General features: G+C 61.5%; 25 protein-coding genes and 2 tRNA genes. 18 read left to right on the top strand and 9 right to left on the bottom strand.

Features of this window, described 5'->3' with window-relative positions; genetic code table 11:
- Window positions 1-60: 60 nt before the first annotated feature.
- Both KF794_06340 and KF794_06335 read right to left on the bottom strand, forming a co-directional pair.
- Entirely contained in the window at window positions 61-1449 is a 1389-nt protein-coding gene (locus KF794_06340) for a TolC family outer membrane protein (GenBank protein ID QYK46290.1), read from the bottom strand.
- 177 nt (window positions 1450-1626) lie between these two features.
- Window positions 1627-2289 (bottom strand): protein-L-isoaspartate O-methyltransferase, encoded by a 663-nt coding sequence (locus KF794_06335; protein QYK46289.1) that lies wholly within the window; start codon window positions 2287-2289, stop codon window positions 1627-1629.
- Between the two features lie 133 nt (window positions 2290-2422).
- Between KF794_06335 and KF794_06330 the strand changes: the two genes are divergently transcribed.
- The 9 genes from KF794_06330 (at window position 2423) to KF794_06290 (ending at window position 8439) form a co-directional block, all read left to right on the top strand.
- Window positions 2423-2496, top strand: a tRNA-Cys gene (locus tag KF794_06330).
- Between the two features lie 18 nt (window positions 2497-2514).
- On the top strand, window positions 2515-2928 hold the full coding sequence (locus KF794_06325) for a PaaI family thioesterase (protein ID QYK46288.1): 414 nt from the start codon (window positions 2515-2517) through the stop codon (window positions 2926-2928).
- Between the two features lie 64 nt (window positions 2929-2992).
- Window positions 2993-3067, top strand: a tRNA-Asn gene (locus KF794_06320).
- Window positions 3068-3146: 79 nt separating this feature from the next.
- A complete protein-coding gene (locus KF794_06315; protein QYK46287.1) occupies window positions 3147-4562 on the top strand; it encodes a deoxyribodipyrimidine photo-lyase in 1416 nt (471 codons plus the stop codon).
- 85 nt (window positions 4563-4647) lie between these two features.
- Entirely contained in the window at window positions 4648-5691 is a 1044-nt protein-coding gene (locus KF794_06310; GenBank protein ID QYK46286.1) for a cysteine synthase A, read from the top strand.
- A gap of 101 nt (window positions 5692-5792) precedes the next feature.
- Window positions 5793-6299, top strand: coding sequence for a heme utilization cystosolic carrier protein HutX (gene hutX, locus KF794_06305; GenBank protein ID QYK46285.1), 507 nt, complete (start codon window positions 5793-5795; stop codon window positions 6297-6299).
- Window positions 6296-6634: a hypothetical protein gene (locus KF794_06300; GenBank protein ID QYK46284.1), complete on the top strand. Its 339-nt coding sequence runs from the start codon at window positions 6296-6298 to the stop codon at window positions 6632-6634. The genes hutX and KF794_06300 overlap by 4 nt, the downstream gene beginning before the upstream one ends.
- A 69-nt stretch (window positions 6635-6703) precedes the next feature.
- Window positions 6704-7567, top strand: coding sequence for a 3-mercaptopyruvate sulfurtransferase (sseA, locus tag KF794_06295; protein QYK46283.1), 864 nt, complete (start codon window positions 6704-6706; stop codon window positions 7565-7567).
- A gap of 8 nt (window positions 7568-7575) precedes the next feature.
- Window positions 7576-8439: an MBL fold metallo-hydrolase gene (locus KF794_06290; GenBank protein QYK46618.1), complete on the top strand. Its 864-nt coding sequence runs from the start codon at window positions 7576-7578 to the stop codon at window positions 8437-8439.
- 5 nt (window positions 8440-8444) lie between these two features.
- Here the strand turns inward: KF794_06290 and KF794_06285 are convergent, their stop codons facing one another.
- Genes KF794_06285 through KF794_06270 form a run of 4 tightly spaced genes read right to left on the bottom strand, consistent with a single transcriptional unit; the run spans window position 8445 to window position 12763 of the window.
- A complete protein-coding gene (locus KF794_06285) occupies window positions 8445-9194 on the bottom strand; it encodes an amino acid ABC transporter ATP-binding protein (GenBank protein QYK46617.1) in 750 nt (249 codons plus the stop codon).
- A gap of 5 nt (window positions 9195-9199) precedes the next feature.
- A complete protein-coding gene (locus KF794_06280; protein QYK46282.1) occupies window positions 9200-10564 on the bottom strand; it encodes an amino acid ABC transporter permease in 1365 nt (454 codons plus the stop codon).
- The gene (locus KF794_06275; protein QYK46281.1) at window positions 10561-11718 is read right to left on the bottom strand and encodes an ABC transporter permease subunit; all 1158 of its coding nucleotides are present in this window, start codon (window positions 11716-11718) and stop codon (window positions 10561-10563) included. Before KF794_06275 ends, KF794_06280 begins: the two co-directional genes overlap by 4 nt.
- A gap of 28 nt (window positions 11719-11746) precedes the next feature.
- Window positions 11747-12763, bottom strand: a complete 1017-nt coding sequence (locus KF794_06270; protein ID QYK46280.1) for an amino acid ABC transporter substrate-binding protein — start codon at window positions 12761-12763, stop codon at window positions 11747-11749.
- 133 nt (window positions 12764-12896) lie between these two features.
- Here KF794_06270 and metC point away from each other — a divergent pair, with 133 nt between their 5' ends.
- Window positions 12897-14069 (top strand): cystathionine beta-lyase, encoded by a 1173-nt coding sequence (metC, locus tag KF794_06265; protein ID QYK46279.1) that lies wholly within the window; start codon window positions 12897-12899, stop codon window positions 14067-14069.
- A gap of 1 nt (window position 14070) precedes the next feature.
- Here metC and KF794_06260 read toward each other — a convergent pair whose 3' ends face one another.
- From KF794_06260 to glpK, 3 genes are read right to left on the bottom strand one after another with little or no spacing between them, the layout of a single operon-like run.
- Window positions 14071-14871, bottom strand: a complete 801-nt coding sequence (locus tag KF794_06260; protein ID QYK46278.1) for an SDR family oxidoreductase — start codon at window positions 14869-14871, stop codon at window positions 14071-14073.
- A 36-nt stretch (window positions 14872-14907) separates the two neighbouring features.
- On the bottom strand, window positions 14908-15672 hold the full coding sequence (locus KF794_06255) for an HpcH/HpaI aldolase/citrate lyase family protein (protein ID QYK46277.1): 765 nt from the start codon (window positions 15670-15672) through the stop codon (window positions 14908-14910).
- A gap of 30 nt (window positions 15673-15702) precedes the next feature.
- Window positions 15703-17193 carry a glycerol kinase GlpK gene (gene glpK, locus KF794_06250; protein ID QYK46276.1) on the bottom strand — a complete coding sequence of 497 codons (1491 nt, stop codon included), beginning with the start codon at window positions 17191-17193 and terminating at the stop codon, window positions 15703-15705.
- 248 nt (window positions 17194-17441) lie between these two features.
- On the opposite strand from glpK, the gene KF794_06245 reads away from it, so the two are divergent.
- The 8 genes from KF794_06245 to hpxZ all read left to right on the top strand — a co-directional run bounded on the left by KF794_06245 (window position 17442) and on the right by hpxZ (window position 25928).
- On the top strand, window positions 17442-18350 hold the full coding sequence (locus KF794_06245; GenBank protein ID QYK46275.1) for a UbiA family prenyltransferase: 909 nt from the start codon (window positions 17442-17444) through the stop codon (window positions 18348-18350).
- 227 nt (window positions 18351-18577) lie between these two features.
- Window positions 18578-20197: an ABC transporter substrate-binding protein gene (locus tag KF794_06240; GenBank protein ID QYK46274.1), complete on the top strand. Its 1620-nt coding sequence runs from the start codon at window positions 18578-18580 to the stop codon at window positions 20195-20197.
- Window positions 20198-20251: 54 nt separating this feature from the next.
- Window positions 20252-21265: an ABC transporter permease gene (locus KF794_06235; GenBank protein QYK46273.1), complete on the top strand. Its 1014-nt coding sequence runs from the start codon at window positions 20252-20254 to the stop codon at window positions 21263-21265.
- 77 nt (window positions 21266-21342) lie between these two features.
- Entirely contained in the window at window positions 21343-22215 is an 873-nt protein-coding gene (locus KF794_06230; GenBank protein QYK46616.1) for an ABC transporter permease, read from the top strand.
- Window positions 22216-22225: 10 nt separating this feature from the next.
- Window positions 22226-23926, top strand: a complete 1701-nt coding sequence (locus KF794_06225) for an ABC transporter ATP-binding protein (protein ID QYK46272.1) — start codon at window positions 22226-22228, stop codon at window positions 23924-23926.
- A gap of 15 nt (window positions 23927-23941) precedes the next feature.
- Window positions 23942-24163 carry a DUF4089 domain-containing protein gene (locus KF794_06220; GenBank protein QYK46271.1) on the top strand — a complete coding sequence of 74 codons (222 nt, stop codon included), beginning with the start codon at window positions 23942-23944 and terminating at the stop codon, window positions 24161-24163.
- Window positions 24160-25548 (top strand): AtzE family amidohydrolase, encoded by a 1389-nt coding sequence (locus tag KF794_06215; GenBank protein QYK46270.1) that lies wholly within the window; start codon window positions 24160-24162, stop codon window positions 25546-25548. The genes KF794_06220 and KF794_06215 overlap by 4 nt, the downstream gene beginning before the upstream one ends.
- On the top strand, window positions 25545-25928 hold the full coding sequence (hpxZ, locus tag KF794_06210) for an oxalurate catabolism protein HpxZ (GenBank protein ID QYK46269.1): 384 nt from the start codon (window positions 25545-25547) through the stop codon (window positions 25926-25928). The genes KF794_06215 and hpxZ overlap by 4 nt, the downstream gene beginning before the upstream one ends.
- The last annotated feature ends 1 nt before the right edge of the window (window position 25929 follow it).

Genomic DNA, 25929 nt, shown 5'->3' with positions numbered 1-25929 from the left:
CGGAGTCCGGGTGGCAAATGCAAACGAGGCGCTAAACCCATCTAAATGAAGGGAAAGGACTTACTTGCCGTCCGGCGTGCGGAGACCGAACCAGCTATCGCGAACCTGTTCGTAGTGAACTTCAGGCTTATAGGTCTGCGCCTGATCCGCGAGTTTGAGATGCACAAGGCTCAGCGAGCCGATCGAGGACAGGAGCGAGTAGCTCGCGACCACGCGGTCGCGCTGGGCGGTGACCAGCGCCACGCGGGCATTCACGAGTTCCGCCTGTGCGTTCAGCACGTCCAGCGTGGTGCGCTGGCCGACCTTGTATTCTTCGCGAACGCCGTTCAGCGCGATCTCAGCTGCCTGCACCTGCGCCTGTGCCGCTTCGACCTGGAAGCGGGAAGCCGCAACCAGACTCCACGACTGGATGACCGCAGCGCGCACCTGATCGCGTGCGATGTCGCTTTCCAGCCGACGCTGCCCTGCGAGTTCCTTGGCCTGACGGACGCGCGAATATTCAGCGCCGCCCTGATAGATCGGCACCGTCACACGCACCGCGCCGCTCGCATTAAACGAGCGATCGATGCCGGCGCTCGGCTCGTGGAAGTTCTGCACGCTTGCTTCGAGGTTCACGGTCGGCAGCAGCGCGCCCTCCGCAACCTTTACCTGCAACGAGGCAACGTCGACACCATGCCGTGCGGCCATGATCGCAGGGTGATCGCCGAAGCCCTGTGCAATCGCGGCATCCATCGAATTGAACTTGAACTTTTCGTAGGGCCGCGCAGGCATGAGGCTCTGCGGATCGACACCGATGTCGCGGCGGAATGCGGCGCGCGAGGCGTTTAGATTCGCGTTAGCAGCACTCAGCGCAGATTCGGCCTGGGCCACGCGCGCCTGTGACTGGGCAACGTCGGTACGGGTCAGTTCACCGGCCTGAAAACGGTCGCGGGTTGCACGCAACTGCTCGTTCAGCGCGGCGAGGTTCTGCTGTTGCAACTGAACGATCGCGGAGTCGCGCAGCACATTCATGTAGGCGGTGACTGCGTCGAGCAGCACGTTCTGTTCAGTGTTGCGCAACGTTTCGCGCGCGGACAGCACCTGGCTTTCCGCCGAGCGCGTCAGGTTGCCGGTCTGGAATCCGTTGAAAAGATTCTGGCTGACAGTCGCGCCATAGCCATAGGGATTCGTGTTGCCGGTGTTTATGCCGGTCACGCTGTTGCGTGTGCGGATGCGGTCAATGCCCCATTCGCCGTTGCCATAAATCTTAGGCCGATATCCGGAGAGCGCCTGCGGCACCTGTTCATCGACCACGCGGGTCGCGGCGCGTTGCGCATTCATGGTCGGATTGGCGAAATAAGCGTTGACCAGCGCCTGCTCCAGCGTCATCGCGCGGAGCGACGGCGTGGAAGCAGCGAAAGCGCACGCAACGCTCACCAGAAGCGCCGCGCAGCGGTGTTTGTATTGCATCAACTCGACGCCCCTTGCCGGCCGTTCGAGCGGCCGGTCATCGGTTCCATTTCTTGGGCAGGAGAATAGTGGACGGACCGGCCTTCGCAAACCGAAGAACAACGAAATCAAGGGCTTTCCCCGCGCAGTGCAGCACTGCGGCCACACAATGTGGCGAAGGTTTCCGTAGCGATTTCGCTAGAAAACGAAGGTCTTCGGGGTTTCAAAGCCCGGAAGCTGCGGCACTGCGGCATCAAACAGCCACCGGCTGCTGATGTTGTTGCCGGAGCGCACGAATAACGTGGCCTTGGCCGCCGAATCCTTGCGGACGACTGCCGCGAGGCGGCCCCCGTCTTTGAGCGAATCGAGAAGCACGGCCGGAACCTGCTCGACGCAGCCATTCAGCAGAATGGCGTCATAGGGCTGAGCCGCAGGATAGCCGGCCGCCAGCGGACCGCGCACCAGTTCGACGCCGGTACCGCGCAGCGCTCCCTTGGCAGCATCCGCGAGGGTTGCGTCTTCTTCGAGGGCGACGACCCTGCCCGCAATACGGCTGAGAACCGCGGATGAATAGCCGGTGGCAGTACCCACATCGAGTACCGTGGATTCGGGGGTGAGTTCGAGCGCCTGGAGGAGCTTGGCCAGCACCATCGGCTCCATCAGGTAACGGGCCGGACCGGCCGCCCCCGCCTCGCGAACGCATACATCGTCGTCGATATAGGCCAGCGCCTTGCGGGTTTCGGGGACGAACTTCTCGCGCGGCGTTTCCAGCATCGCGGCGATCAACGCCGCGTCGGTGACGTCATTGACGCGGACCTGCCCGTCCACCATCGCGCGGCGCGCCTGCGCAAAATCAATCACTGCCGACCTCGTCAAAAGCGTTATTTCGTCAACCTTTGTGCCAAGGTTTCACGCTTGGCAAGGCGGCATTGTTGCTGCCCCCCAGCCCCTTTGGTATCAGGTCCGGCCCCTTGCTTCGCGGCTTCGGGTCTGAGGCCACGTGGCGGAGTGGTTACGCAGCGGACTGCAAATCCGTGTACGCCGGTTCGATTCCGGCCGTGGCCTCCACTCAACTTCCGGTTCTTCATGGACATTCCCGAAGGTTTTGAACCGCTCGCCCGGAAAAGCCCGGTGACGGAGCCGTGGGAGCCGATCTACGCAAGGAAAACGCCGGATGCCGTGGTACTGGCGGTGCGGCTCGCGAAAGCGCACACCAATGCCCGCGGCTTCGCGCATGGCGGTTTCATCTCGGCGCTCGCCGACAATGCGATGGGCTACTCGCTGGTGACCCGGCTCGGACCGGAGCAAAAAAGCGCAGTCACCGTGAACCTCTCGGTCGATTTCCTCGGTTCGGCCAAGATTGGCCAGTGGGTCGAATTCACCACCACCTTCATCAAGACCGGCGCGACGCTCTGCTTCACACAGTGTTTTGTTACCGCCGACGGCGTGCCCTGCGCGCGGGCCAATGCCACCTTCCGGGTGATCGACCCGGCCCACTGACAGACTGCTTGGCAAGGCGGGGCGAAGCTGTTTATAGGGTGCCCGCGCGCCTCGCCGCGCCTGTTCCCTGGTAGCTCAGTGGTAGAGCAATCGACTGTTAATCGATCGGTCGTAGGTTCGAATCCTACCCAGGGAGCCATTTTCCTCTCCCGCACTCATTTCATAAAACAAACAGCCGGGATGCATCCGCAGCGTGGGTTGCCGCGTTATCGTGGCGCATGACCGAGCGTCCCTCCCTCGTCTGGTTCCGCAACGACCTTCGCGTTTCCGACAATCCAGCACTTCATGCCGCCGCGAAAAGCGGCGCGCCGGTCGTTGCCCTCTACGTTCTTGAGGATGCGAAAGGCCTTCGCCCGAAAGGTGCGGCATGGAAGTGGTGGCTCGCCGGTTCATTGCGTGCGCTCGCGGACAATCTGGCGAAGCACGGCGTTACGCTCACCCTTCGCCGCGGCGACCCGCGAAAGATCATCGCGGAGATCGCGAAGGAAGCGAATGTCGCCGGTGCATTCTGGAATCGCCGCTATGAAGCAGCCGAAGCAAAGCTCGATACCGAAATCGAGCAATGGCTGCTTTCGCAGAATATCCCCGTCGAAACCTTCAATGCTTCGCTCCTGAACGAACCGTGGGACATTCAAAGCAAGAGCGGCGGGCCGATCCGCGTATTCACGCCCTACTTCAAGGCGAGTACTGAGCGCGGCAACCCGCGTGAAATCATCTCCGCAATCCGCAAGCTTGAAGCTGCGCGCGCGCCGAAAAGCGAAACGCTCGACGAATGGAATCTCGAACCATCGACCCCGGATTGGGCGATAGACATGAACCGCGCGTGGACGCGCTGCGAAGACGGCGCAAAGCAGCGCCTGAAGGATTTTCTCGACGGAGGATTGAAAGGCTACGCGGAACACCGCGATCGTCCCGACATTGATGGAACGTCGCGCCTCTCGCCCTATCTCGCGCACGGCGAGATCAGCCCGCATCAGATCGCTGCCGAGCTTCCGGCACGCGGGCGCGATGTAGAGAAATATCGCGCCGAACTCGGCTGGCGCGAATTCTCGTATCATCTGCTCCATCATTTTCCTGATTTGCCGCGCCGGAATTTCCAGCGCCGCTTCGATGCGTTTCCATGGCGTGACGACCACAAGGCGCTGGCGAAATGGCAAAAGGGTCTCACCGGCTATCCGATCGTCGATGCCGGGATGCGCCAGCTCTGGCGCACCGGCTGGATGCACAACCGCGTGCGCATGGTGTGCGCATCATTTCTCGTCAAACATCTGCTGCTCGACTGGCGGCTCGGCGAAGCATGGTTCTGGGACACGCTGGTAGACGCAGACCCGGCCAACAACGCCGCAAGCTGGCAATGGGTGGCGGGATCCGGCGCGGATGCAGCGCCCTATTTCCGCATATTCAATCCTGTGTTGCAGGGCGAGAAGTTCGATCCAAACGGCGATTATGTTCGCAACTTCATTCCGGAAATCGGTGGCCTGCCCAACCATCTCATCCACAAGCCTTGGGAAGCGGCTCCGCCCGAACTCGCCGGGGCGGGAATCAAACTTGGCGGTGCTTACCCGGCACCCATCGTGGACCACCGGGAGGCGCGCGAACGTGCGCTCAAGGCATTTCAGTCCCTCAAGGACTGAGGTTGCCGCTCACACGCAGCGGGGCTACGTTGAATAAAAATCAATCCACAAATCCTCTGTGAATTATTCCCCGGACTTCAGGAACATGGATTTCCGAAAAGACGTTGTTGATGCCGTCGGCAATACGCCGCTGATCCAGCTCTGGCGCGCCTCTCAGGCGACAGGTTGCAACATTCTCGGCAAGGCCGAGTTCATGAATCCCGGCCAGTCGGTGAAGGACCGGCCCGCGAAGCAAATGATTCTGGAAGCCGAGAAACGCGGCGAGCTTCGGCCCGGCGGACTCGTCGTCGAGGCGACCGCGGGCAACACCGGCATCGGCCTCGCGCTGATCGCGAACGCACGCGGTTACCGCACCATCATCGTCATCCCGAACACGCAGAGTCAGGAAAAGAAAGACATGCTCCGGCTTTGCGGCGCGGAGCTGGTCGAAGTCCCGGCGCTGCCCTACTCCAACCCGAACAACTATCAGCATGTCGGCCGCCGCCTCGCCGACGAGATGCGCAAGCATGAACCGAATGGCGTGCTGTTCGCGGACCAGTGGAACAATCTCGATAACCGCCGCGCGCATTATCTTTCGACCGGACCTGAAATCTGGGCGCAGACCGACGGCAAGGTCGATGCGTTCATCTGCTCGGTCGGCACCGGCGGCACGCTCGCGGGCACATCGCTGTTCCTGAAAGAGAAGAACAAAAACATCCTGATCGGCTGCGCCGATCCGCATGGCGCGGCGATGTACAGCTACTTCAAGACCCGCAAGGCGGAGGCGACCAAGGGCGACTCCGTCACCGAAGGCATCGGCCTGGGACGTGAGACCGACATGATCAAGGACATCACGGTTGACCGCCCTTACGTCATTCCCGACGACGAGGCATTGCCCGCGGTATTCGACCTGCTCGAACACGAAGGCCTGTGCCTTGGCGGTTCGTCAGGCGTGAACATCGCAGGCGCGATCCGCATGGCGAAGGAAATGGGTCCGGGCCATACCATCGTGACTGTGCTCTGCGATTACGGCACCCGCTACCAGACCAAGTTGTTCAATCCGAAGTTCCTGCGCGAGAAGAACCTGCCGGTTCCCGCGTTTCTGGAACGCCGGATCGAGGTGCCGGGACCGGAAAAGCTGTTCGCCTGAACCACGAGATTGACGCTGACGGCACACTCCTCTTAGGTGCGAACCGCCAGCCAGCGGAATGACCGCGAGCAAGCCCGTCACGCAAATCCGAGGAGGCGTTCATGCTCGACACCGCAAAGCTTACCGAACTCAAGCGCAAGATGGCCGAAAATCCCGGCGCCGTGATCGAGCAGGTGGCGAAGGAAAACGGCGTCACGCCGCAAACCATCCTCGAAGCGCTTCCCGACGACATGCGCAAGTTCGCGCCCGGCGATAAATTCATTGAGGCAATGAACGATCTCGCAACGTGGGGCGACATCACCACGATTATCCATACCGACGACGGCATTTTCGAAATCGGCGGTCCGATCCCGCAGGGATCGCTCGGCCATGGCTATTTCAATCTCGGCGGCTCGCAAGGCCTGCACGGCCACCTGCGGCACGAACGCTGCGGCGCGGTCGCCTTCGTCGAGCGCACATTCAACAACAAGCTCTCGGTGTTCATCGCGTTCGTGAACGTGGATGGCGGCATCATGTACAAGTGCTTCGTCGGCCGCGACGAAAAGCGCGAATTGAAACAGGACCAGCTCGTCAAATTCCGCGCGCTCCGCGACAAGCTCTGCGCGTGAGCGTGCGCGCAGGCTTTCTTGCCGCGGGCTTCCTGCTCGCGGCAAGCGCAGCGCTGGCGCAATCCGCCGCGCTGCCAAAACTGCAGAAAGACAGCGACTACACGGGTGCGCGCAAGGCCCTGCTCTCGCAAGGCTATGAGCCTGCGCAACTTCCGAACGCGGAGAAGTGCGAGAAAAGCGATCCGCGCTGCTTTCCGGAAGTCTTTGCCTGCGCCGGTACCGGGCTTGCGGCCTGTGTTTATACGTGGCGGCGCGGCCAGACCGTGATCGAGGTGCACACCATCGGCGAGCAGCCCATCATTCAAAGTGTGCGCTGCCGCGCGAACTGCCGCTGAACGCGTCGCCACGAATGTTGCCAACTTCGCCGCGCTGACCGAAAATGCGCGCATCGAAGTGGAAGCAACATGCAATCGAAGAATTTCGTCACTGCCGAATGGCTGGAAGCCGAACGCACGAAGCCCGATCTCGTGATCGTGGACGGCTCCTGGTATCTATCGACCATGAAACGCGACGGGGCGGCGGAATATCTTGCCGCGCACATTCCCGGCGCGGTGCGCTTCGATCTCGACGAAGTGAAGGACATCAATACGACGCTGCCGCACATGCTGCCGCCGCCGGAAGTATTCGCGCTGCACATGGCGCGTCTCGGCATCTCCGATGGCCAGCGCATCGTGGTCTATGATGGCGCGGGCCTCTATTCCGCTCCGCGGGTGTGGTGGACCTTCAAAGTGTTCGGCGTGAAGGACGTCTTCATGCTCGAAGGCGGTTTCCCGGAATGGCGCGCGAAGGGTCTTCCGGTCGAAAGCGGGCCGGTCGTGCGTGCGCCTGGCAGCTTCACCCCGAAGTTTTCAAAGGAAGAGGTCGCCAATCTGGACCGCGTCGCGCAGGCATCCGCAGACGGAAGCGCTCAAATCATTGATGCACGCCCTGCTCCGCGTTTTCGCGGCGAAGCGCCGGAACCGCGCGCCGGTCTCACATCGGGTCATATTCCCGGCAGCCTCAGCGTGCCGTCCGATCAGGTGCTGAAAGACGGCAAACTCGCTTCGCTAGACCAGATCAAAAAAGTTTTCGACGACGCAGGCCTCGATCCCAACAAGCCGATCATCGCAAGTTGCGGCTCCGGCGTTTCCGCTGTGATCCTGTGGGTGGCGCTGGAAGCCATCGGCAAGAAACCATCCGCGATCTACGATGGCTCTTGGGCCGAATGGGGCAGCAATCCTGAAATGCCTGTCGAGACCGGCCCTTCCCGTGCCGCTAAGAAAGCGTGACCGGAAAGATGCCCGGCAACCCCGTCGTCACTGGATTCTTTCACGAGCCGACCTTCTCCATCGTTTATCTGGCCGAAGATCCAACGACAAAGCGTGCCGCCATCATTGACCCAGTGCTCGACTACGACGAGAAAGCGGGACGCGTTTCGTACGAGAGCGCCGATGCGCTTCTCGTCGAAATTGAAAGACGCGGTCTGACGGTCGAATGGATTCTCGACACGCATCCGCATGCGGACCATTTTTCGGCGGCCGTATACCTGAAAGACAAACTCGGTGCGCCGACCGCCATCGGCGGGCGCATCGTCGAGGTGCAGAAACTCTGGAAGAAAATCTACAACCTTCCCGATTTTCCCGCTGACGGTTCGCAATGGGACAAGCTGTTCGCCGAAGGTGAAACTTTCAGGGTTGGTTCGCTCGATGCGCGCGTGTTGCTCTCACCCGGCCACACGCTTTGTTCGATCACCTATGTGATCGGCGACGCGGCCTTCGTCCACGACACGCTGTTCCAGCCCGACTACGGCACTGCGCGCTGCGATTTTCCCGGCGGCAGCGCAGCGCGGCTCTACGATTCAATCCGGCAAATCCTCGCGCTGCCCGATGCCACGCGCCTGTTCACTGGCCACGATTACATGCCGGATGGCCGCGAACCGCGATGGGAGTCGACGGTCGCGGAGCAGAAGAAATCCAACAAGCATGTCGGCGGCGGGCGCTCGAAGGAAGATTACGTCAGGCTGCGCGAAGCGCGCGACAAGACGCTGCCGCTTCCGAAACTGATCCTGCACGCGCTACAGGTGAACATTCGCGGCGGCCGGCTGCCGCCGCCGGAAAGCGACGGGCGCTCCTACCTCAAAATCCCGATCGGCGCGCTGTAAGACGCTCAAGGCAAGATCTGCGAGAGAAACAGCTTCGTCCGCTCATGCTGCGGATTGTTGAAGAACGCTTCCGGCTCGTTCACTTCCACGATCTGCCCGTCGTCCATGAATACGATACGGTCGGCGACCTGCCGTGCGAATCCCATTTCATGCGAGACGACCAGCATGGTCATGCCGTCCTCGGCGAGATTGCGGATGGTATCGAGCACTTCCTTGATCATCTCCGGGTCAAGCGCCGAAGTCGGTTCGTCGAACAGCATGATCTTCGGGTTCATGCAGAGCGCGCGGGCAATTGCGACGCGCTGCTGCTGACCGCCCGATAGCTGCGCCGGATATTTGTTCGCCTGTTCCGGAATGCGCACGCGCTTCAGGAATTGCAGCGCGATTTCCTCCGCCTCGGCTTTCGGGCGGCGGCGCACCCAGATTTGCGCCAGCGTGCAGTTCTCCAGCACCGTAAGATGGGGGAACAGGTTGAACTGCTGGAACACCATGCCGACATCGGCGCGCACCGCGTCGATGCTGCGGAGATCAGATGTCAACTCGATCCCGTCGACCACGATGCGTCCCTGCTGATGCTCCTCGAGGCGGTTGATGCAGCGGATCAATGTGGATTTGCCGGAGCCGGACGGACCGCAAATCACGATGCGCTCGCCGCGCTTCACGGTAAGGTTGATGTCGCGCAGCACATGAAACGTGCCGAACCACTTGTTGACGGCAGCCATCTCCACCGCGACGTGATGTGCGCCCGCCTCCATGCCGCTCATCGCAACTCCGCCTCCCTGCGCAACACGCTGCTGCCAGCGCGCCGCTCCAGAAATTGCGAATAGCGCGACATGCCGAAGCAGAATACGAAGTAGATGATCCCGGCGAAAGCAAAGCCGGTATAAAGTGTAGTCGGCGACGCCCAGTTGGGGTCCGCGAACGAAGCGCGGATTTGTCCGAGCAGATCGAGGATCGCCACGATCTGCACGAGCGTCGTATCCTTGAACAGGCCGATGAAGTTGTTGACGATTCCGGGGATGACATGCGTCAGCGCCTGCGGCAGCACGACAAGGCTCATCGTCTTCCAGTATCCGAAACCGAGCGCAGCAGCGCCCTCGTATTGTTCGCGCGCGACCGCCTGCAATCCGCCGCGCACGACTTCCGCCATATACGCGCCGGAGAACAGCGCGACGCCGATCAACGCGCGCACCAGCCGTTCGATGGACGCCCCGCCCGGCAGAAACAACGGCAGCATGTAGGTCGCGAAGAACAGCACGGTAATCAGCGGCACGCCGCGCCAGAATTCGATGAAGATGATGCTGAGCCAGCGCACCAGAAACATTTCCGAGCGGCGACCAAGCGCGAGCAGGACACCTATGGGTAGCGCGGCAACAATGCCCGTGACGGCAACTACCAGCGTGACGAGAAGGCCGCCCCACTCACGCGTATCCACCCAACGCAACCCGAAATCAGCATCCAGCGGCGCGAGCAGTAACGCCAGCACAAGAAAACAAAGCGGCAGCACCTTGAAGGAAAACGAAAACGGCGTGCCGAGTATGCGTGCGACCAGCGCAATCGTGGCCGTCAGCAGCGCGGAGGAAATCGCATAATCAAGCCAGAAGTTCGCGCGAAGGCCGAACGCCGCCGGCAGCTCCGGCAATGCAACGAAGCGCCCCAGGAGAAAGCGCTGCAAGTCGATATTGCCACCAGTCAGCAGGATGAAGCCCAGCAACGGGTAGACACCGAAGAACAAAAGCGCATTCAGCCGTTTCCACGGCGCGGAGGGAACGAGCAAGGGCGCGAGCAACAGCGCACCAACGACGAATACGAGGTTCGGACGCCACCGCTCCGCGTGCGGATAAAATCCGTAGATGAACTGTCCGAACTTGGCCTGCACATAGGGCCAGCACGCGCCGTTCAGCACGTCCTTGCAAGCGTCGCGGTCCGTGCCGCTCCAGACCGCGTTGAAAACCAGAAAACGCGACAGCAGAAACAGAATGTACGCAAAAGCCGCGGCCGCGAGAATTGTCAGCGCGGCGTTGAAGATATTGCCGAACAGATGTCCCGCAACCCATTGCTGCGTCGTACTACCTTGTGGCGGAGGCAGCGGCGCAGCCGTTTGCGTGCGCACATATCCGCTCATGCGCGCGCTCCCTGTCCGGTCAGCGCAATGCGGCGGTTATAGAGGTTCATCGCAAACGACACGATCAGCGAGATCGCGAGATAGACCAGCATGGTGATCGCGATGATCTCAATGGCCTGCCCACGATTGGTCAGCGTCGTGCCCGCGAACACGCTCACCAGATCGGGATAGCCGATGGCGACTGCGAGCGAAGAGTTCTTGATGAGATTCAGATACTGGCTGGTCAGCGGCGGCACGATCACGCGCAGCGCCTGCGGCACCACGACCAGCCGCAGCGACTGCCTGCGCGAAAGACCGAGCGCCAAGGCCGCTTCGCTCTGCCCGCGCCTTACCGCAAGAATCCCCGCGCGCACGATCTCCGCGATAAACGCGGCGGTGTAGGTCGAAAGCGCGAACAACAGCGCGACGAACTCCGGGATGAGTTGCAGGCCGCCGGTGAAGTTCATGCCCTTCAACACGGGATGTTCGACGCTCACTGTCATGCCGAGCGCGAGCCATGCGGCCAGCGGGATGCCGATAAGGGCAAGCATCTGCAACGGCCAGACCGTTGCACTTCTTCCCGTCGCAACGCGCCGCCTGCGTGCGAAATATCCAGCCACCCATGCGACAAACAACGCCGCAAGAACGGCCAGCAAAAAGGTGCCGGCACCCTCGGAGAAAATCGGCTTCGGGAAGAAGAAGCCACGCCGGTTGATGAACGCTTCCCCGAATACGCTTACGCTCTCGCGAGGCGCTGGCAGCACCGCGATCATTACGAGATACCAGAACACGATCTGGAACAGCAGCGGCAGATTGCGCACCACTTCGACATAGGTGCCGCAAACTCGTGCAATGACCCAGTTGGAAGACAGCCGCCCGATGCCGACCGCGAAACCGACGGCTGTCGCGAACACCAGACCTAACGCCGAAACGAGCAGCGTGTTCAGCAGCCCGACCAGAAACGCGCGGAAGTAATTGCTTGCTTCCGAATACGGGATCAGCGCCTGGTTTATCGAGAACCCCGCCTCGACCCAGAAGAAATCGAAACCGGTCGCGATACGCTGCTGTATGATGTTCGCCCGCGTGGTCTGGTAGATGTACCACGCCGTGACGGCGAGAACCGCGAGCAGAAGTATCTGGATCAGCGCAGAGCGGATGCGCGGATGGGAGAGCATCGCTTACGTGCCGCCGCGATGCGCGCCGCTAGCGGATCGGCGGCGCGTACTGGATCCCGCCCTTGGTATAGAGGTTGTTCAGGCCGCGCTCGATCTTGAGGCGAGAGTTGGCGCCGACATTGCGATCAAAGATTTCGCCGTAGTTGCCGACGTGCTTCACGATGCGCGCGACCCAATCATTGGTCAGGCCGAGTTGCTGGCCGTAGTTGCCTTCGACGCCGAGGATGCGTTTCACGTCCGGGCGATCCGACTTCAGGCGCTGATCGAGATTCTTCTGGCTGATATCGTACTCCTCGGCATTGATGAGCGCGAACAGCGTCCACTTCACGACATCGAACCACTGGTCGTCGCCGTGGCGCACGACCGGGCCGAGCGGCTCCTTCGAAATCAGTTCCGGCAGGATGACATGGTCGTCGGGTTTCGAGAGCTTGAGACGTTCGGCATAGACCTGCGAGAGATCGGTGGTGAACACGTCGCAGCGGCCGCTCTCGTATGCCTTGATCACTTCGTCGGCGGTGTTGAACACCACCCCTTCGTACTTCATGTTGTTGGAGCGGAAGTAGTCGGCCATGTTGAGCTGGTTGGTGGTGCCGGTCTGCGTGCAGACCGTGGTGTTCGACAATTCCAATGCAGAAGAAATCTTTGCGGATTTGCGCACCATAAAGGCCTGCGCGTCGTAATAAATAACGCCCGCGAAGTTGAAGCCGAGTTGCGTATCGCGCGAGCTGGTCCAAGTGGTGTTGCGCGACAGCAGATCGACTTCGCCCGACTGCAATGCGGTAAAGCGGTCTTTCGCGGTAAGCGGAAGGAATTTCACCTTGGACGGATCGTCGAAGATCGCGGCCGCGAGCGCGCGGCAGAAATCCACGTCGAGGCCAAGCCAGTTGCCCTTGTCGTCCGGCTGCGAGAATCCGATCAGGCCGCCGCTGACGCCGCAATGAAGCACGCCGCGCGCTTTCACATCGTCCAGCGTTCCCGCTCCCGCCGCGGTTGCAGCCATGAGGGTTGCGAGCAATACCGAACCGGCAACGCCAAAACGCTTCATCGCGCTACTCCTTAAAGACCGTTAGATTTCCGGGGTTGCAAAACATGCAAGGCCCGGACCCAGATTTTGCAGCTTGTCAGAACCGTCATCACAAGCCAAAAAACAAGTCCGGTCAAGGTTTTATGGGGACAGGATGAGCAAGCAATCCCGCCGCGGCGGCTTCAAGCCGGCGACTTCTCTCGTGCTCGCAGGCCGCTCGCCCTTCGAGTATGACGGCTTCGTCAACACGCCGCTATTCCGTGGTTCTACGGTCCTCTACGAAACCTACGACGACCTGATCGCACATCGGGGACGCTACACTTACGGTCGCCGCGGTACGCCCACCACCGATGCGCTGGCGAGTTCGCTCAAGGAACTCGAAGGCGGCGAAGGCGTGGTACTGACGCCTTCCGGACTCTCCGCCATCAGCACCGCGCTCCTGTCCGTGACCAATGCAGGCGATCATGTGCTGATCACCGACAGCGCCTATAACCCGACGCGCGTTTTCAGCGACAAGGTGCTGTCACGCTACGGCGTCGAGGTGACCTATTACGACCCGATGATCGGTGGCGATATAACTTCATTGTTCAAGCCGAATACGCGCGCAGTGTTTCTCGAAGCGCCCGGCTCGCAGAGCTTCGAGATGCAGGATGTTCCCGCCATTGTCGCGGCCTGCAAGACGCGCGGCCTTGTCACGCTGATCGACAATACATGGGCGACGCAGCTTTATTTCCGACCGCATGCTTTCGGCGTCGATATTTCGATTCAAGCAGGCACCAAATATCTCGGCGGCCACTCCGACATCAATCTCGGCACGATCTCCGCGAATAAGGATTATTTCCGGAAGGTGCTCGATACGCACGGCAATCTCGGCATCAACCCCGGACCGGAAGACGTATATCTCGCATTGCGCGGCATGCGCACGATGGCGGTGCGGCTGGAACGTCATATGCAGTCCGGGCTGAAGGTCGCGCGCTGGCTACAATCGCGGCCGGAAGTGCTGCGCGTATTGCACCCCGCGCTCGAAAGCGACCCCGGTCACGCGATCTGGAAGCGCGACTTCACCGGCGCATGCGGATTGTTTTCGTTCATCCTGAAACCGCAGCCAAAAGAAAAGCTCGCCGCCTTCTTCGACGAATTGAGTCTGTTCGGCATGGGCTATAGCTGGGGCGGGTTCGAGAGCCTCATCATCCCGTTCGACTGCGCGGCATACCGCACGGCGACGAAATGGAATCCGGGCGGACACGGCGTGCGCATTCACATCGGCCTCGAAGATACGGACGACCTGATCACCGATCTGGAAGCAGGACTGGCAAAGCTCGCCTGAGTTACACGCGCAGCTTGCCCACGAAAGGATGCGTGCTGGAAAGCCCGCCATCCACCGGGATTGCCTGCCCGTTTACATACGAAGCGTCGTCGCTGGCGAGGAACAACGCCGCCTTCGCGATTTCTTCCGGCAGGCCGTGACGCTGCATCGGATTGATCTGGCCGAGCTTGCCGGTGGTGCCGCGCTGCTTTGCGTAATCGAAGATCGGCTTGGTCATGCCGGTTTCGATCAGGCCGGGGCAAATCGCATTGATGCGGACACCGCTGCCGCTCAACGTGCTCGCGGTGGTCTGCACCAGACTGATCACACCCGCCTTGCTCGCCGAATAAGGATGGCCGCCTGCATTCGCCCGCAGCGCCGCAACCGATGCCGTGCAGATGATCGAGCCGCTGCCCTGCTTCACCATCAGCGGCATTACGGTCCGTACCGCAAGGAAAGGACCGATCAGGTTCACGCGGAGAATTTCCTTCCACATGTCGACGGTCTGTTCGTGCAACGGCACCAGCCCGCCGCTGATACCCGCATTCGCGAACATCACATCGACTCCGCCGAACTCGCCGACGGCGAGATCTACGTATTTCTTAACTTCCGCTTCGTCGCCTGCGTCGGCGGCAAGCGCAATCACTTTTCCTCCCGCCTTGCTTGCGAGCGCGGCGGTTTCCTCGACGGCGTCTTTGGTCTTGTCCACCGCGAGTACGCTTGCACCTTCGGCAGCAAAAATCTGCGCAGCGGCGCGGCCAATGCCGCTGCCTGCGCCGGTCACGATCGCACGTTTGCCTTGCAGCCTGCCCTGCGCGCCCATCCGTTTCCTCCGATACTGCCGCGAATTGTCCGCGTGTTATTTTTTGAACTTCGCCGCCAGCGTGTCGGCGCCGCGCGTGAGAATACCGAGGTCCGAGCCGACCGCAACGAAGGTGTACCCCCATTCGATGTAACGGCGCGCTTCATCCTCGTTCGAGGTTAGAATACCCGCCGGCTTGCCGGCCTTCTTCAACCGCACAGCGGTATCCTGAATTGCCTGCTGCACTTCCGGGTGTTGCGGATTGCCGATGTGACCGAAGGATGCGGAGAGATCGGCGGGGCCGATGAAGATTCCATCCACGCCATCCACCGCAGCGATGGCTTCGAGATTGCCGAGCGCCTCTTTCGTTTCCGCCTGCACTAGCACGCAAATCTCGCTGTCGGCGTTCTTCAGATAATCCTTCACGCGGCCGAAGCGGCTGGCGCGGCCGCTGGTGGTGATGCCGCGAATGCCGCGTGGCGGATAGCGCGTGGCGGCCACCGCCGCTTTCGCTTCTTCCGCATTCTGCACGAAGGGCAGCAGCACCGCGGGAGCGCCCGCATCGAGATAGCGCTTGAGCAGCACCGTATCGTTCCATGCCGGGCGCACGATCGGCGTGGCAGTTCCGCGCATCACCGATTGCAGCTGCGAAACGACGTTCGGCAATTCATTCGGCGCATGCTCGGTATCGAGCAGGATCCAGTCGAAGCCGCTGTCGGCGATGACCTCGGACACGATGTTGCTGCACAGGCTGCTCCAGAGGCCAATTTGCAATTTACCGGCCTTGATGGCGTGCTTGAAGTTGTTACGCGGCATTTCCATTTGAAAACTTCACTCCCGTTTTTTTGTCGCTCAGCCCAACAGGCTGCGCACCGATTTTTTCCATCCCGCGAATTTTCGCTCGCGTGTAACCGCGTCCATGCGCGGCGTGAAGCGCCGCTCCAGCCGCCATGAATCCCCGAACTGTTCCGGCTGCGGCAACAAGCCTGCCGCAAGCCCCGCGAGGTACGCAGCACCCATTGCCGTCGTTTCCAGGATTGCCGGACGATCCACCGGCGCCGCGAGCAAATCCGCGAGCCGCTGCATGGTCCAGTCGGAAGCGACCATGCCGCCGTCTACGCGCAACACGGTCGCCGCGTTTTTTGCCTGCGGCCAGTCGGCCTGCATGGCTTCGAGCAGGTCGGCGGTCTGGTAGCAGACACTTTCCAGCGCAGCGCGCGCCAGCTCTTTCGGCCCGGTATTGCGTGTAAGGCCGAACAGCGCGCCACGTACTTCCGAATTCCAGTGCGGTGCGCCGAGACCCACGAAAGCCGGAACGAGATAGACGTCCTGTTGCGGGTCGGCCTCTTCCGCGAGCGGGCCGGTTTCAGATGCGTGTTTCACCACGCCAAGCCCGTCGCGCAACCATTGCACCGCCGCGCCGGCAATGAAGATCGAGCCTTCGAGCGCGTAGGTGCGCTTTCCGTTCAACTGATATGCGATGGTGGTGAGCAAGCGATTTTTTGAGGCGACCGGCGTCGTGCCCGTGTTCAGCAACGCGAAGCAGCCGGTGCCGTAGGTCGCCTTCATCATGCCGGGATTGAAACACGCCTGCCCGACCGTCGCGGCCTGCTGGTCGCCAGCAATGCCGCGCACCGCGATCGAACCATCGAACAGCGAAGCCGTCGTGGAGCCAAAGTCGCCGGAGGAGTCGCGCACTTCCGGCAGCACCGCGCGCGGGATGCCGAACAGTTCGAGCAGGCCATCGTCCCAATCGCCGCGATGAATGTCGAACAGCAACGTCCGCGACGCATTGGTTGCATCGGTTGCGTGCACCGCGCCGCCGGTGAGATGCCACAGGAGAAAACAATCGACGGTTCCGAACGCCAGTTCGCCGCGCTCGGCACGGGAACGTGCGCCGGGAACGTGGTCGAGAATCCAGGCGAGCTTGGTCCCCGAAAAATACGGATCGAGCAGCAGGCCGGTTTTTGCCGTTACCGCCGCCTCATGCCCCTCTTTTTTCAGCCGCTCGCAGATGTCCGCAGTGCGGCGGTCCTGCCAGACGATGGCGCGATGGATTGCGCGGCCGGTGGTGCGGTCCCAGACCAGCGTGGTTTCGCGCTGGTTGGTGATGCCGATGGCTGCGACCTCGCCCGCTTTCACGCCCGCTTTCGTCAGCGCCTCGCGGCAAACCGCGAAGGTCGAGCGCAACAGGTCTTCCGGCTCATGCTCCACCCAGCCGGATGCGGGGAAATGCTGCGCGAATTCCTGCTGCCCTATTGCGGCAACGGTCATGTCCTGCCTGAACAGAATCGCACGGGAAGAAGTGGTGCCCTGATCGATGGCAAGCAGATAATTCTTCACGCAGTTCCACCCCCGCAATTCCGCGCGCACCTTATCCCATGCACAGGAACCGCGCAGCGTTTCGTCCCGTTTACGACAAAGCCGCCTTGCTGCCTTGCAAAAATGAACATTTGTTCAAAGTTGGAGCCGATAAAACTTGAATCATCGCGCGATTTTGTCGTGACGGGAAAAGAATCCTTGCGATAATGCGACGATACGAATGACCGCGCAGCGGACACGACTGGGGAGACGGTCCGATCAGCAATCCAATGGAAAGCGTAGTTGCGCGGCGCGGCACCGTTGTCGCGCTCATCGAGTCGATGCGGCTGCATCAATGGGCGAAGAACCTCCTGATCTTCGTTCCGCTCGCGCTCGGCGGCAAGCTGACCAGCTTTGAGGCGTGGTGGCACTGCTTCATCGGCTTCGTCGCGTTCGGCGTGTTCGCTTCCGCGACCTATATCCTCAACGACCTGCGCGACCTCTCGGCGGACCGCCTGCACTGGTCGAAATGCCGCCGCCCGATTGCGCGCGGCGACCTGCACCCGGTTACGGCGCTGGCCTTTGCGACGGCGGGCCTTTTCCTCGCGCTCGCCATCGCTGCGCAGATCGACCGCGAGTCCGCATTGCTGCTGCTGGCTTACGGCCTGATCAGCGCGGCCTACTCGCTCGGCCTGAAACGGCTGCCCATCGCCGACGTACTGACGCTGGCAACGCTCGTGACCTTCCGGCTGTGGTTCGGGATCGAGCTGGCAGGCGTCACCGCCTCGCCGTGGCTGCTCGCCTTCGGCATGTTCATCTTCACGTCGCTGTCGCTGGCGAAGCGTTACGTCGAAGTGCATCGCGTCGGGATACTCGGCAAGCAGGTTGTCGAGGGACGCGGCTATTTGGCCGGCGACGCGCCGCTGTTGCTCGGCATCGGTTCGGCCGCGGCGGTCGGCGCGGTGCTGCTGATGGTGGTCTACCTGATCGAGGAAGCCTTCATCGAGGGCCTGTATTCCTCTCCGGCGCTGCTGTGGGGCATGCCGTTCATTTTCTTCCTGTGGCTGGGGCGCATCTGGCTGCTCGCCGTGCGTAACCGGCTCGACGACGACCCGATCCTGTTCGCGATCCGGGACCGCGCCAGCGTCGCGATGGGCGTTCTAACCGCCATTCTGTTTCTTGGCGCTTGGCAGCTATAGGCAGCCAAAAGAAGCATCACGCAGGAACGGGCCGCCTATTTTCTAGGCTTCCATACGCTAATTGTATGCAATTCAGCCGGATTGTATGCAGTCCCTAAATATGCCTATCGCTTTCAGTAACTCCGCTATTCCATTGATAATGCTTTGTTATTTCCGTAAACACGGTAGCCAGTTCCGGTTGGCACGTCCTTCGCAATCCCTGTCGCAACGGGTTCGGAGGGATTTCCATGAAACGACGTGACTTCCTGAAGTCGGCCGGTGCACTGGCGGCTTCGACGGCGCTGACCGCACCGGCTGTATTTTCTCCCGCCAAGGCGCAATCGCGCGCGGAAACGCTGCTCATCGTTTCCGAAGGCGGTCCCAACAATATCGACATCCACGGCGTCGGCACCAACGTGCCGGGCTACGAAGTGGCGTGGAATTGCTATAGCCGCCTCATCAGCCACGAAATGAAAAAGCTGCCGAACGGCGTCGAGTACTACGACAAGGACAAGTTCAAGCCGGAACTCGCCGAGGACATGAAGATCGGCGACATGTCGGCAACCTTCAAATTGCGCAAGGATGCCACCTTCCACGACGGCACGCCCATCACCGCGAAGGACGTGAAGTGGTCGCTGGACCGCGCAGTTTCCGTCGGCGGCTTTCCGACCTTCCAGATGCGCGCCGGTTCGCTGGAGAAGCCCGAACAGTTTGTCGTGGTCGACGACCACACTGTCCGCGTCGACTTCCTTCGCAAGGATCGCCTCACCATCCCCGATCTCGCAGTCGTGGTGCCGGTGGTTATGCACTCGGAACTCGTCAAGAAGAATGCCGACGAGAAGGATCCGTGGGGTCTCAACTACACCAAGCAGACGATCGCAGGCGGCGGCCCGTACAACGTCGCAAAATGGACTCCAGGCAGCGAAGTGATTTTCGAGCGCAACGAGAACTACAAGCTCGGACCGCTTCCCAAGACCAAGCGCATCGTGTGGCGCATCGTTCCTTCCGCCGGTAACCGCCGCGCGCTGCTGGAACGCGGCGATGCCGACATCTCCTACGAATTGCCGAACAAGGATTTCGTCGAACTGAAGGACGCGGGCAAGCTTAACATCGTGTCCACGCCGTTCTCCAACGGCGTGCAGTACCTCGGCATGAACGTGACCAAGCCGCCGTTCGACAACGTGAAGGTGCGCCAGGCCGTCGCCTATGCGGTGCCTTACGAGAAGATCGTCGATGCGGTGCTCTACAAGCTGGCAGGCAAGGTCTATGGCGCGCCAGCCAACAAGCCGACCGAAGTCGCATGGCCGCAGGCGCACAAATACAACACCGACATCGCGAAGGCGAAAAAGCTGATGGCCGAAGCCGGTTACGAAAACGGCTTTGAGACGACGCTTTCCTTCGACCTCAACTTCGCGGGCGTCAACGAGCCGACCTGCCTGCTGATTCAGGAAAGCCTTGCGCAAATCGGCATCAAGACCACGATCAACAAGGTGCCGGGCGCGAACTGGCGTACCGAACTGAACAAGAAGGTGCTGCCGCTTTACACCAACGTATTTTCGGGCTGGCTCGATTACCCGGAATACTTCTTCATCTGGTGCTACCACGGCAAGAATTCCATCTTCAACACGATGAGCTACCAGAACAAGCAGATGGATGCGTTCATCGACGGCGCAGGCGCCGCCGCCTCGAACGGCAACCAGGCCGAATACGAGAAGAACGTGAAAGGCTTCGTCGATCTCGCCTTCGCCGACGTGCCGCGTATTCCGCTGTTCCAGCCGTACTCGAACGTGGCGATGCAGAAGAATGTCAGTGGATACCAGTATTGGTTCCACCGCCGTCTCGACTATCGCAACCTCGCCAAGGCGTAACCGAAACCGGGCGGCGGTCACGCTGCCGCCCGGATTTCCCATCCGGAGCCTGTCATGCTGCTGCGCATCGCCAACCGTCTCGGCATCACGCTGTTCAGTATCGCAGCGGTGATCGTGATTTCGTTTGCGCTGACGCGCCTCCTGCCCGGCGACACGGCAGCCTATTTCGCCGGCCCTGCCGCCACCGAACAGGCGATTCAGGAAGTCCGTGTCAAACTCGGACTGGACAAATCGAAGCCCGAACAATTCGTGCGCTACCTTGCCGATCTCTCGCGCGGCGACCTCGGACAGGCACTTTCCACTGGCCAGCCGGTAACGCGCGATCTCATCACGCGCCTGCCCGCCTCAGCCGAACTCACGCTATTCGCGCTCCTGATCTCGATGTCGATTGCCATACCGCTCGGCGTATTCGCCGCAGTGAAGGAAGGCTCGTTCGTGGATCACGCGGCGCGCATTATCGCGACCGCGGGCGTCTCGCTGCCCGTGTTCTTCACCGGCCTGCTTTTGTCCTACTTCTTCTACTTCCGCTGGGGGCTTTCGCCCGCGCCGAACGGACGGCTCGACATCATCTACTCCGCTCCTGCGCACGTCACGGGTTTTTACCTGATCGACAGCCTGATCGAGCGCAACGGCGAAGTATTCATGGCGTCGCTCAAGCAATTGTTGTTGCCCGCCGCCACGCTCGCGATCTTCTCGCTCGCACCAATCACCCGTATCACCCGTGCCTCGATGCTCTCGGTGCTCTCGTCGGATTTCGTGCGTACTGCGCGGGCGAGCGGCCTCAGCAAGCGCAAGGTGATCGGCACCTATGCGTTCAGGAACGCGCTGCTCCCGGTCATCACGACGCTCGGCATGGTGTTCTCTTTCCTGCTCGGCGCGAACGTGCTGGTCGAGCGCGTGTTCGCATGGCCCGGCATCGGTTCCTACGCGGTCGATGCCTTGCTGGTTTCGGACTTCGCCCCGGTACAGGGTTTCGTACTGGTGATGGCGGTCATGTACGTTCTCCTAAACCTGCTGATCGACATTCTCTACGGCGTGATCGATCCGCGCGTGCGGGTGGCGGCATGAACTTTCACTCCCAAGTTTCCGCCGTTTCCTCCGCATCGCAGGTTCCCAGCGCCCTGCTGCTGCCGCCTGCCGCGCCGATGCAGGATGGGCCGCCAGCGGTCGGGCTTCGCGCGGCATTGAAGCATGCGCGATACGTCATTTCCGGAAACCCGATTACTGCGTTCGCGTTCCTGCTGTTTCTGATGCTCTTGGTTTGCGCGGTGTTTGGTCCGTCGCTCGCGCCTTTCGATCCCTCGGCCAGCAACACTGCGATGCGCCTGCAACCACCGTCCTGGGCGCACTGGTTCGGCACCGACCATTTGGGACGTGATATTTTCAGCCGCGTGCTGGTTGCAACGCGCCTCGACATGATGATTGCCGTGACATCGGTTGCGCTCGTCTTCGCTCTCGGCGGCATTTCCGGAATCGCAGCCGGTTATTTCGGCGGCTGGATCGATACCGTCGTTAGCCGTCTTGCCGATATGATCATGGCGTTCCCGCTGTTCGTGCTGGCAATGGGTATTGTCGCAGCTCTGGGAAATACCGTTACCAACATCGTGATCGCGACCGCGATCATCAATTATCCGCTCTATGCACGCATCGCGCGGGCCGAAGCAGCCGTGCGCCGCGAAGCTGGATTCGTACAGGCCGCCCGCCTCTCCGGAAACAGCGAATGGCGCATCCTCTTCGCCCAGATCCTGCCGAACGTCATGCCGATCATGGTGGTGCAGATGTCGCTCACCATGGGTTACGCCGTGTTGAACGCCGCCGGCCTTTCGTTCATCGGGCTGGGCGTGCGCCCACCGACGCCTGAATGGGGCATCATGATCGCGGACGGCGCGGAATACATTTACTCCGGGCAATGGTGGCCTGCAGTATTCCCCGGCCTTGCCCTTATGCTGGCCGTGTTCTGCTTCAACCTGCTCGGCGATGGCCTGCGCGATATCGTAGACCCGCAACGCCGCACCTGAGGAGAGCACGATGAGCGAAAGCAATCTCCTCGAAATCAAGGACGTCACGGTTCAGTTCGCGACCCGGCGCGGCATCGTCCGCGCAGTCGAGAACGTGAATATCTCGCTCGGCAAGGGCGAAACCCTCGGCATCGTCGGGGAATCCGGTTCAGGCAAGTCGGTCACTTCTTATGCGGTCATGCGCATTCTCGACCGCGCCGGAAAGATCGCGACCGGCTCGGTGATGTTTTCCGGCATCGACATCAAGAACGCGCGGGAAGATGTGATGCGCGACCTGCGTGGCCGCGAAATGTCCATGATCTTCCAGAACCCACGCGCTGCGCTAAACCCGATCCGCAAGGTCGGCCGCCAGATCGAGGACGTATTGCGCCAGCATGTGCGGGCCGACGGCCGCGACCTGAAGGAAAAAGCGATCGAGATGCTGAAGCAGGTGCGCATCGCCCGGCCTGAAGAACGCTATCACGCCTATCCGTTCGAACTTTCGGGCGGCATGTGCCAGCGCATCGTGATCGCGCTCGCGCTTGCTTGCCAGCCGCGCCTGCTCATCGCGGACGAGCCGACCACGGGCCTCGACGTGACCACGCAGAAATCCGTGATGGACCTCGTGGTCGAGCTGACCAAGGCGCGCGGCATGTCCACGATCCTGATCACGCACGACCTCGGCCTCGCCGCTGCCTATTGCGACCGTGTCGTCGTGATGGAGAAAGGCAAGATCGTTGAGACGGCGCTTTCCTCCGAAATCTTCAAGTCACCTTCCCACGCCTATACGAAGAAGCTGATGAAAGCGACGCCGCGTGTCGGCGGCACGCTGCGCGGATTGCTGCCAGAAGATGCCGAGCTTTCTCCTGCGGCAGCCATGCCGAAAATCGAGATCGACCGCTCCGGGCCGCCGCTGCTTTCGGTGAAGAATCTCGTGAAAGAATACCCGCGGCAAGGCGCGTCGAAGACCATCGGCGAATTGTTCGGGAAGCCCGCACACGCCGAATCCATTTTTCGCGCCGTAGACGGAATTTCGTTCGAGGTCGGCCGCGGCGAGAGTGTGGGCCTGGTCGGCGAGTCCGGTTGCGGCAAGTCGACGACCTCCACCATCGTAATGCGGCTGATCGACAAGACTTCCGGCGACATTTTCTTCGACGGCGAAGACATCGGCTCCATTCCCGCCGCGAAGTTCGCGACCCTGCCGCAACGCAAGCGTATCCAGATGGTGTTTCAGGACCCGACCGACAGCCTGAACCCGCGTTTCACCGCGATTCGGGCCATCGCCGATCCCATCATGCGCCTTGGCGGCATCAAGGGCCGCGACGCGCTGCGTGCGCGATGCGAGGAACTGGCGAAGCTCGTGGGCCTGCCCCTCAACCTGCTTGATCGCTTTCCGCACCAGCTATCCGGCGGGCAGAAAGCGCGCGTCGGCATCGCGCGCGCGATTGCGCTCAACCCCGAACTGGTCATCCTCGACGAGCCGACTGCAGCGCTCGACGTTTCCGTGCAGGCGGTCGTCCTGAATCTGCTGCAGGACCTGAAGGATACGCTCGGCATGAGCTATCTTTTCGTTTCGCACGACCTGAACGTAGTACGGCTCCTGTGCGACCGGGTGATCGTGATGCGTACCGGCAAGATCGTCGAGGAAGGAACGGCAGAAGAAGTGCTCGGCGCCCCGAAAGCCGAATACACGCGCGAACTCCTCACGGCCATTCCGCATCCGCCCATGTAAGACGGATGCAGTCCAATGACATCGAAACCGAAAGACCCGCTGCCGTCGCTTCCCTCGAACCCGGCCGAACTCGATGCTTTTATCGATGCCGGAGCGGCGTTGTGCGGCCTCGCGATCGATCCACCTTACCGCGAAGGCGTGCGCCTGCACCTTGCCGCCACCGAGAATGCCGCGAAACTCGTGCTCGCCTTTCCGGTCGAGGATGACGCCGAACCCGCTCCGGTGTTCCGTCCATGAAATACGAAACTTCCAGCGCAGCAGAGATCGCCGCCGCCGTACTCGCAAAGAAAACGAGTGCTGGCGAAGTTGTCGCGGCCGCGCTGAAGCGTATCGAGTCCATAGACAAGACCACCAACGCCTTTACCGACGTGCTGGCAGCCCGCGCGCACGAAACCGCCGCCCGCATCGACAAGCGCGTCGCGCATAGCGACAGGCTGCCGCTCGCGGGCGTTCCGTTCGCGGTGAAGAACCTTTTCGACGTGCGCGGAATCCCGACGCGCGCCGGCTCGAAGATCAACCGCGAGCGCGAACCGGCGCGACTCGACTCCCCCCTGATCGAGCGCCTTGAAGCGCAGGGCGCGGTGCTGGTCGGTGCGCTCAACATGGGCGAGTACGCCTACGATTTCACGGGCGAGAACGCGCACGACGGCGCCGCGCGCAATCCGCACAACCCCGATTACATGACCGGCGGTTCGTCGAGCGGCTCCGGCGGCGCGGTCGCGGCCGGACTGGTGCCACTGACGCTCGGCTCCGACACCAACGGCTCCATCCGCGTTCCCAGCTCCTTCTGCGGCCTGTTCGGCCTGAAGCCGACCTATGGCCGCCTGTCGCGTGCGCGTTCGTTTCCGTTCGTTGGCAGCCTCGACCATCTCGGGCCGCTGGCGCGTTCCGCGATGGACCTCGCGCTGTCCTACGACGCCATGCAGGGGCCGGACCGCGAAGACCCTGTCTGCGCGCAGCGTCCCGTAGAGCCTGCCGCTGGCGAGCTTGCGCAGGGCATCAAGGGGCTGCGCATTGCAAAGCTCGGCGGATATTTCGCGAAAATGGGCGAAGCCGACGCCTTTGCCGCCGCCGACAAGGTTGCGCAGGCGCTCTCGGCCACCGAAACGGTGGAACTGAAGGATGCCACTGTCGCGCGCGCTTCCGCCTATCTCATCACAGCGGCCGAAGGTGCGGCACTTCACCTGCCCCGCCTGCGCGAGCGGGCAGCCGACTTCGATCCCGACGTACGTGACCGGCTACTTGGCGGCGCGCTGATCCCGGCAGCGTGGACCATTCATGCGCAAAAAGTCCGCCGTCACTTTCAGGCGCAAGTGCGGGAGATGTTCGAGCGCTACGACCTGCTGATTGCCCCCGCCACGCCGACACGCGCGCCTAAGATCGGGCAGAAGAAGTTCACGCTTGATGGGCAGGAATTGCTGGTGCGTCCGAACATCGGTCTCTATACGCAGCCGATCTCGTTCGTAGGGCTGCCGGTTGCCGCAGTACCCGTCTGGCTCGATGACGGCCTGCCGATTGGCGTGCAGATCATCGCCCCGCCATGGCGCGAGGACCTCGCCCTGCGCGCCGCCTATGCGCTGGAGCGTTCCGGCGTCTGCGTCAGCAAGGTTGCAACCCCATGAAGATCAACGACGGCAACGTGCTGGCAGAAGTAACTGCGGTTTTCGAGCGCTATGAGAAGGCGCTGGTCTCCAACGATGTCGCCGTACTCGACGAACTGTTCTGGAACGACCCGCACACCATCCGCTACGGCGTGACGGAGAACCTATACGGCTATGCCGAGATCAAATCGTTCCGCGCGGGACGTTCGCCGCTCAATCTCGCGCGCAAGCTGGAGCGCACGCAGATCACGACCTATGGCAACGACTTCGCCACCGCCAACACGCTGTTCATCCGCGACGGCGGCACCAAGATCGGGCGGCAAAGCCAGACATGGATGCGAACGCCGGCAGGCTGGAAAGTCGTCGCAGCGCATGTCAGCCTGATGGATAAGCCGGTTTGAG

Source organism: Xanthobacteraceae bacterium (genome assembly GCA_019454205.1).
GTDB lineage: Bacteria > Pseudomonadota > Alphaproteobacteria > Rhizobiales > Xanthobacteraceae.
This window is presented reverse-complemented; position numbering and strand designations above follow the sequence as displayed.

Coding starts and splice junctions, on each gene's coding strand:
- KF794_06340 (QYK46290.1), bottom strand. CDS start 1,449: ATGCAATACAAACACCGCTGCGCGGCGCTTCTGGTGAGCGTTGCGTGC.
- KF794_06325 (QYK46288.1), top strand. CDS start 2,515: ATGGACATTCCCGAAGGTTTTGAACCGCTCGCCCGGAAAAGCCCGGTG.
- KF794_06315 (QYK46287.1), top strand. CDS start 3,147: ATGACCGAGCGTCCCTCCCTCGTCTGGTTCCGCAACGACCTTCGCGTT.
- KF794_06310 (QYK46286.1), top strand. CDS start 4,648: ATGGATTTCCGAAAAGACGTTGTTGATGCCGTCGGCAATACGCCGCTG.
- hutX (QYK46285.1), top strand. CDS start 5,793: ATGCTCGACACCGCAAAGCTTACCGAACTCAAGCGCAAGATGGCCGAA.
- sseA (QYK46283.1), top strand. CDS start 6,704: ATGCAATCGAAGAATTTCGTCACTGCCGAATGGCTGGAAGCCGAACGC.
- KF794_06290 (QYK46618.1), top strand. CDS start 7,576: ATGCCCGGCAACCCCGTCGTCACTGGATTCTTTCACGAGCCGACCTTC.
- KF794_06285 (QYK46617.1), bottom strand. CDS start 9,194: ATGGAGGCGGGCGCACATCACGTCGCGGTGGAGATGGCTGCCGTCAAC.
- KF794_06280 (QYK46282.1), bottom strand. CDS start 10,564: ATGAGCGGATATGTGCGCACGCAAACGGCTGCGCCGCTGCCTCCGCCA.
- KF794_06275 (QYK46281.1), bottom strand. CDS start 11,718: ATGCTCTCCCATCCGCGCATCCGCTCTGCGCTGATCCAGATACTTCTG.
- KF794_06270 (QYK46280.1), bottom strand. CDS start 12,763: ATGAAGCGTTTTGGCGTTGCCGGTTCGGTATTGCTCGCAACCCTCATG.
- metC (QYK46279.1), top strand. CDS start 12,897: ATGAGCAAGCAATCCCGCCGCGGCGGCTTCAAGCCGGCGACTTCTCTC.
- KF794_06260 (QYK46278.1), bottom strand. CDS start 14,871: ATGGGCGCGCAGGGCAGGCTGCAAGGCAAACGTGCGATCGTGACCGGC.
- KF794_06255 (QYK46277.1), bottom strand. CDS start 15,672: ATGGAAATGCCGCGTAACAACTTCAAGCACGCCATCAAGGCCGGTAAA.
- KF794_06245 (QYK46275.1), top strand. CDS start 17,442: ATGGAAAGCGTAGTTGCGCGGCGCGGCACCGTTGTCGCGCTCATCGAG.
- KF794_06240 (QYK46274.1), top strand. CDS start 18,578: ATGAAACGACGTGACTTCCTGAAGTCGGCCGGTGCACTGGCGGCTTCG.
- KF794_06235 (QYK46273.1), top strand. CDS start 20,252: ATGCTGCTGCGCATCGCCAACCGTCTCGGCATCACGCTGTTCAGTATC.
- KF794_06230 (QYK46616.1), top strand. CDS start 21,343: ATGCAGGATGGGCCGCCAGCGGTCGGGCTTCGCGCGGCATTGAAGCAT.
- KF794_06225 (QYK46272.1), top strand. CDS start 22,226: ATGAGCGAAAGCAATCTCCTCGAAATCAAGGACGTCACGGTTCAGTTC.
- KF794_06220 (QYK46271.1), top strand. CDS start 23,942: ATGACATCGAAACCGAAAGACCCGCTGCCGTCGCTTCCCTCGAACCCG.
- KF794_06215 (QYK46270.1), top strand. CDS start 24,160: ATGAAATACGAAACTTCCAGCGCAGCAGAGATCGCCGCCGCCGTACTC.
- hpxZ (QYK46269.1), top strand. CDS start 25,545: ATGAAGATCAACGACGGCAACGTGCTGGCAGAAGTAACTGCGGTTTTC.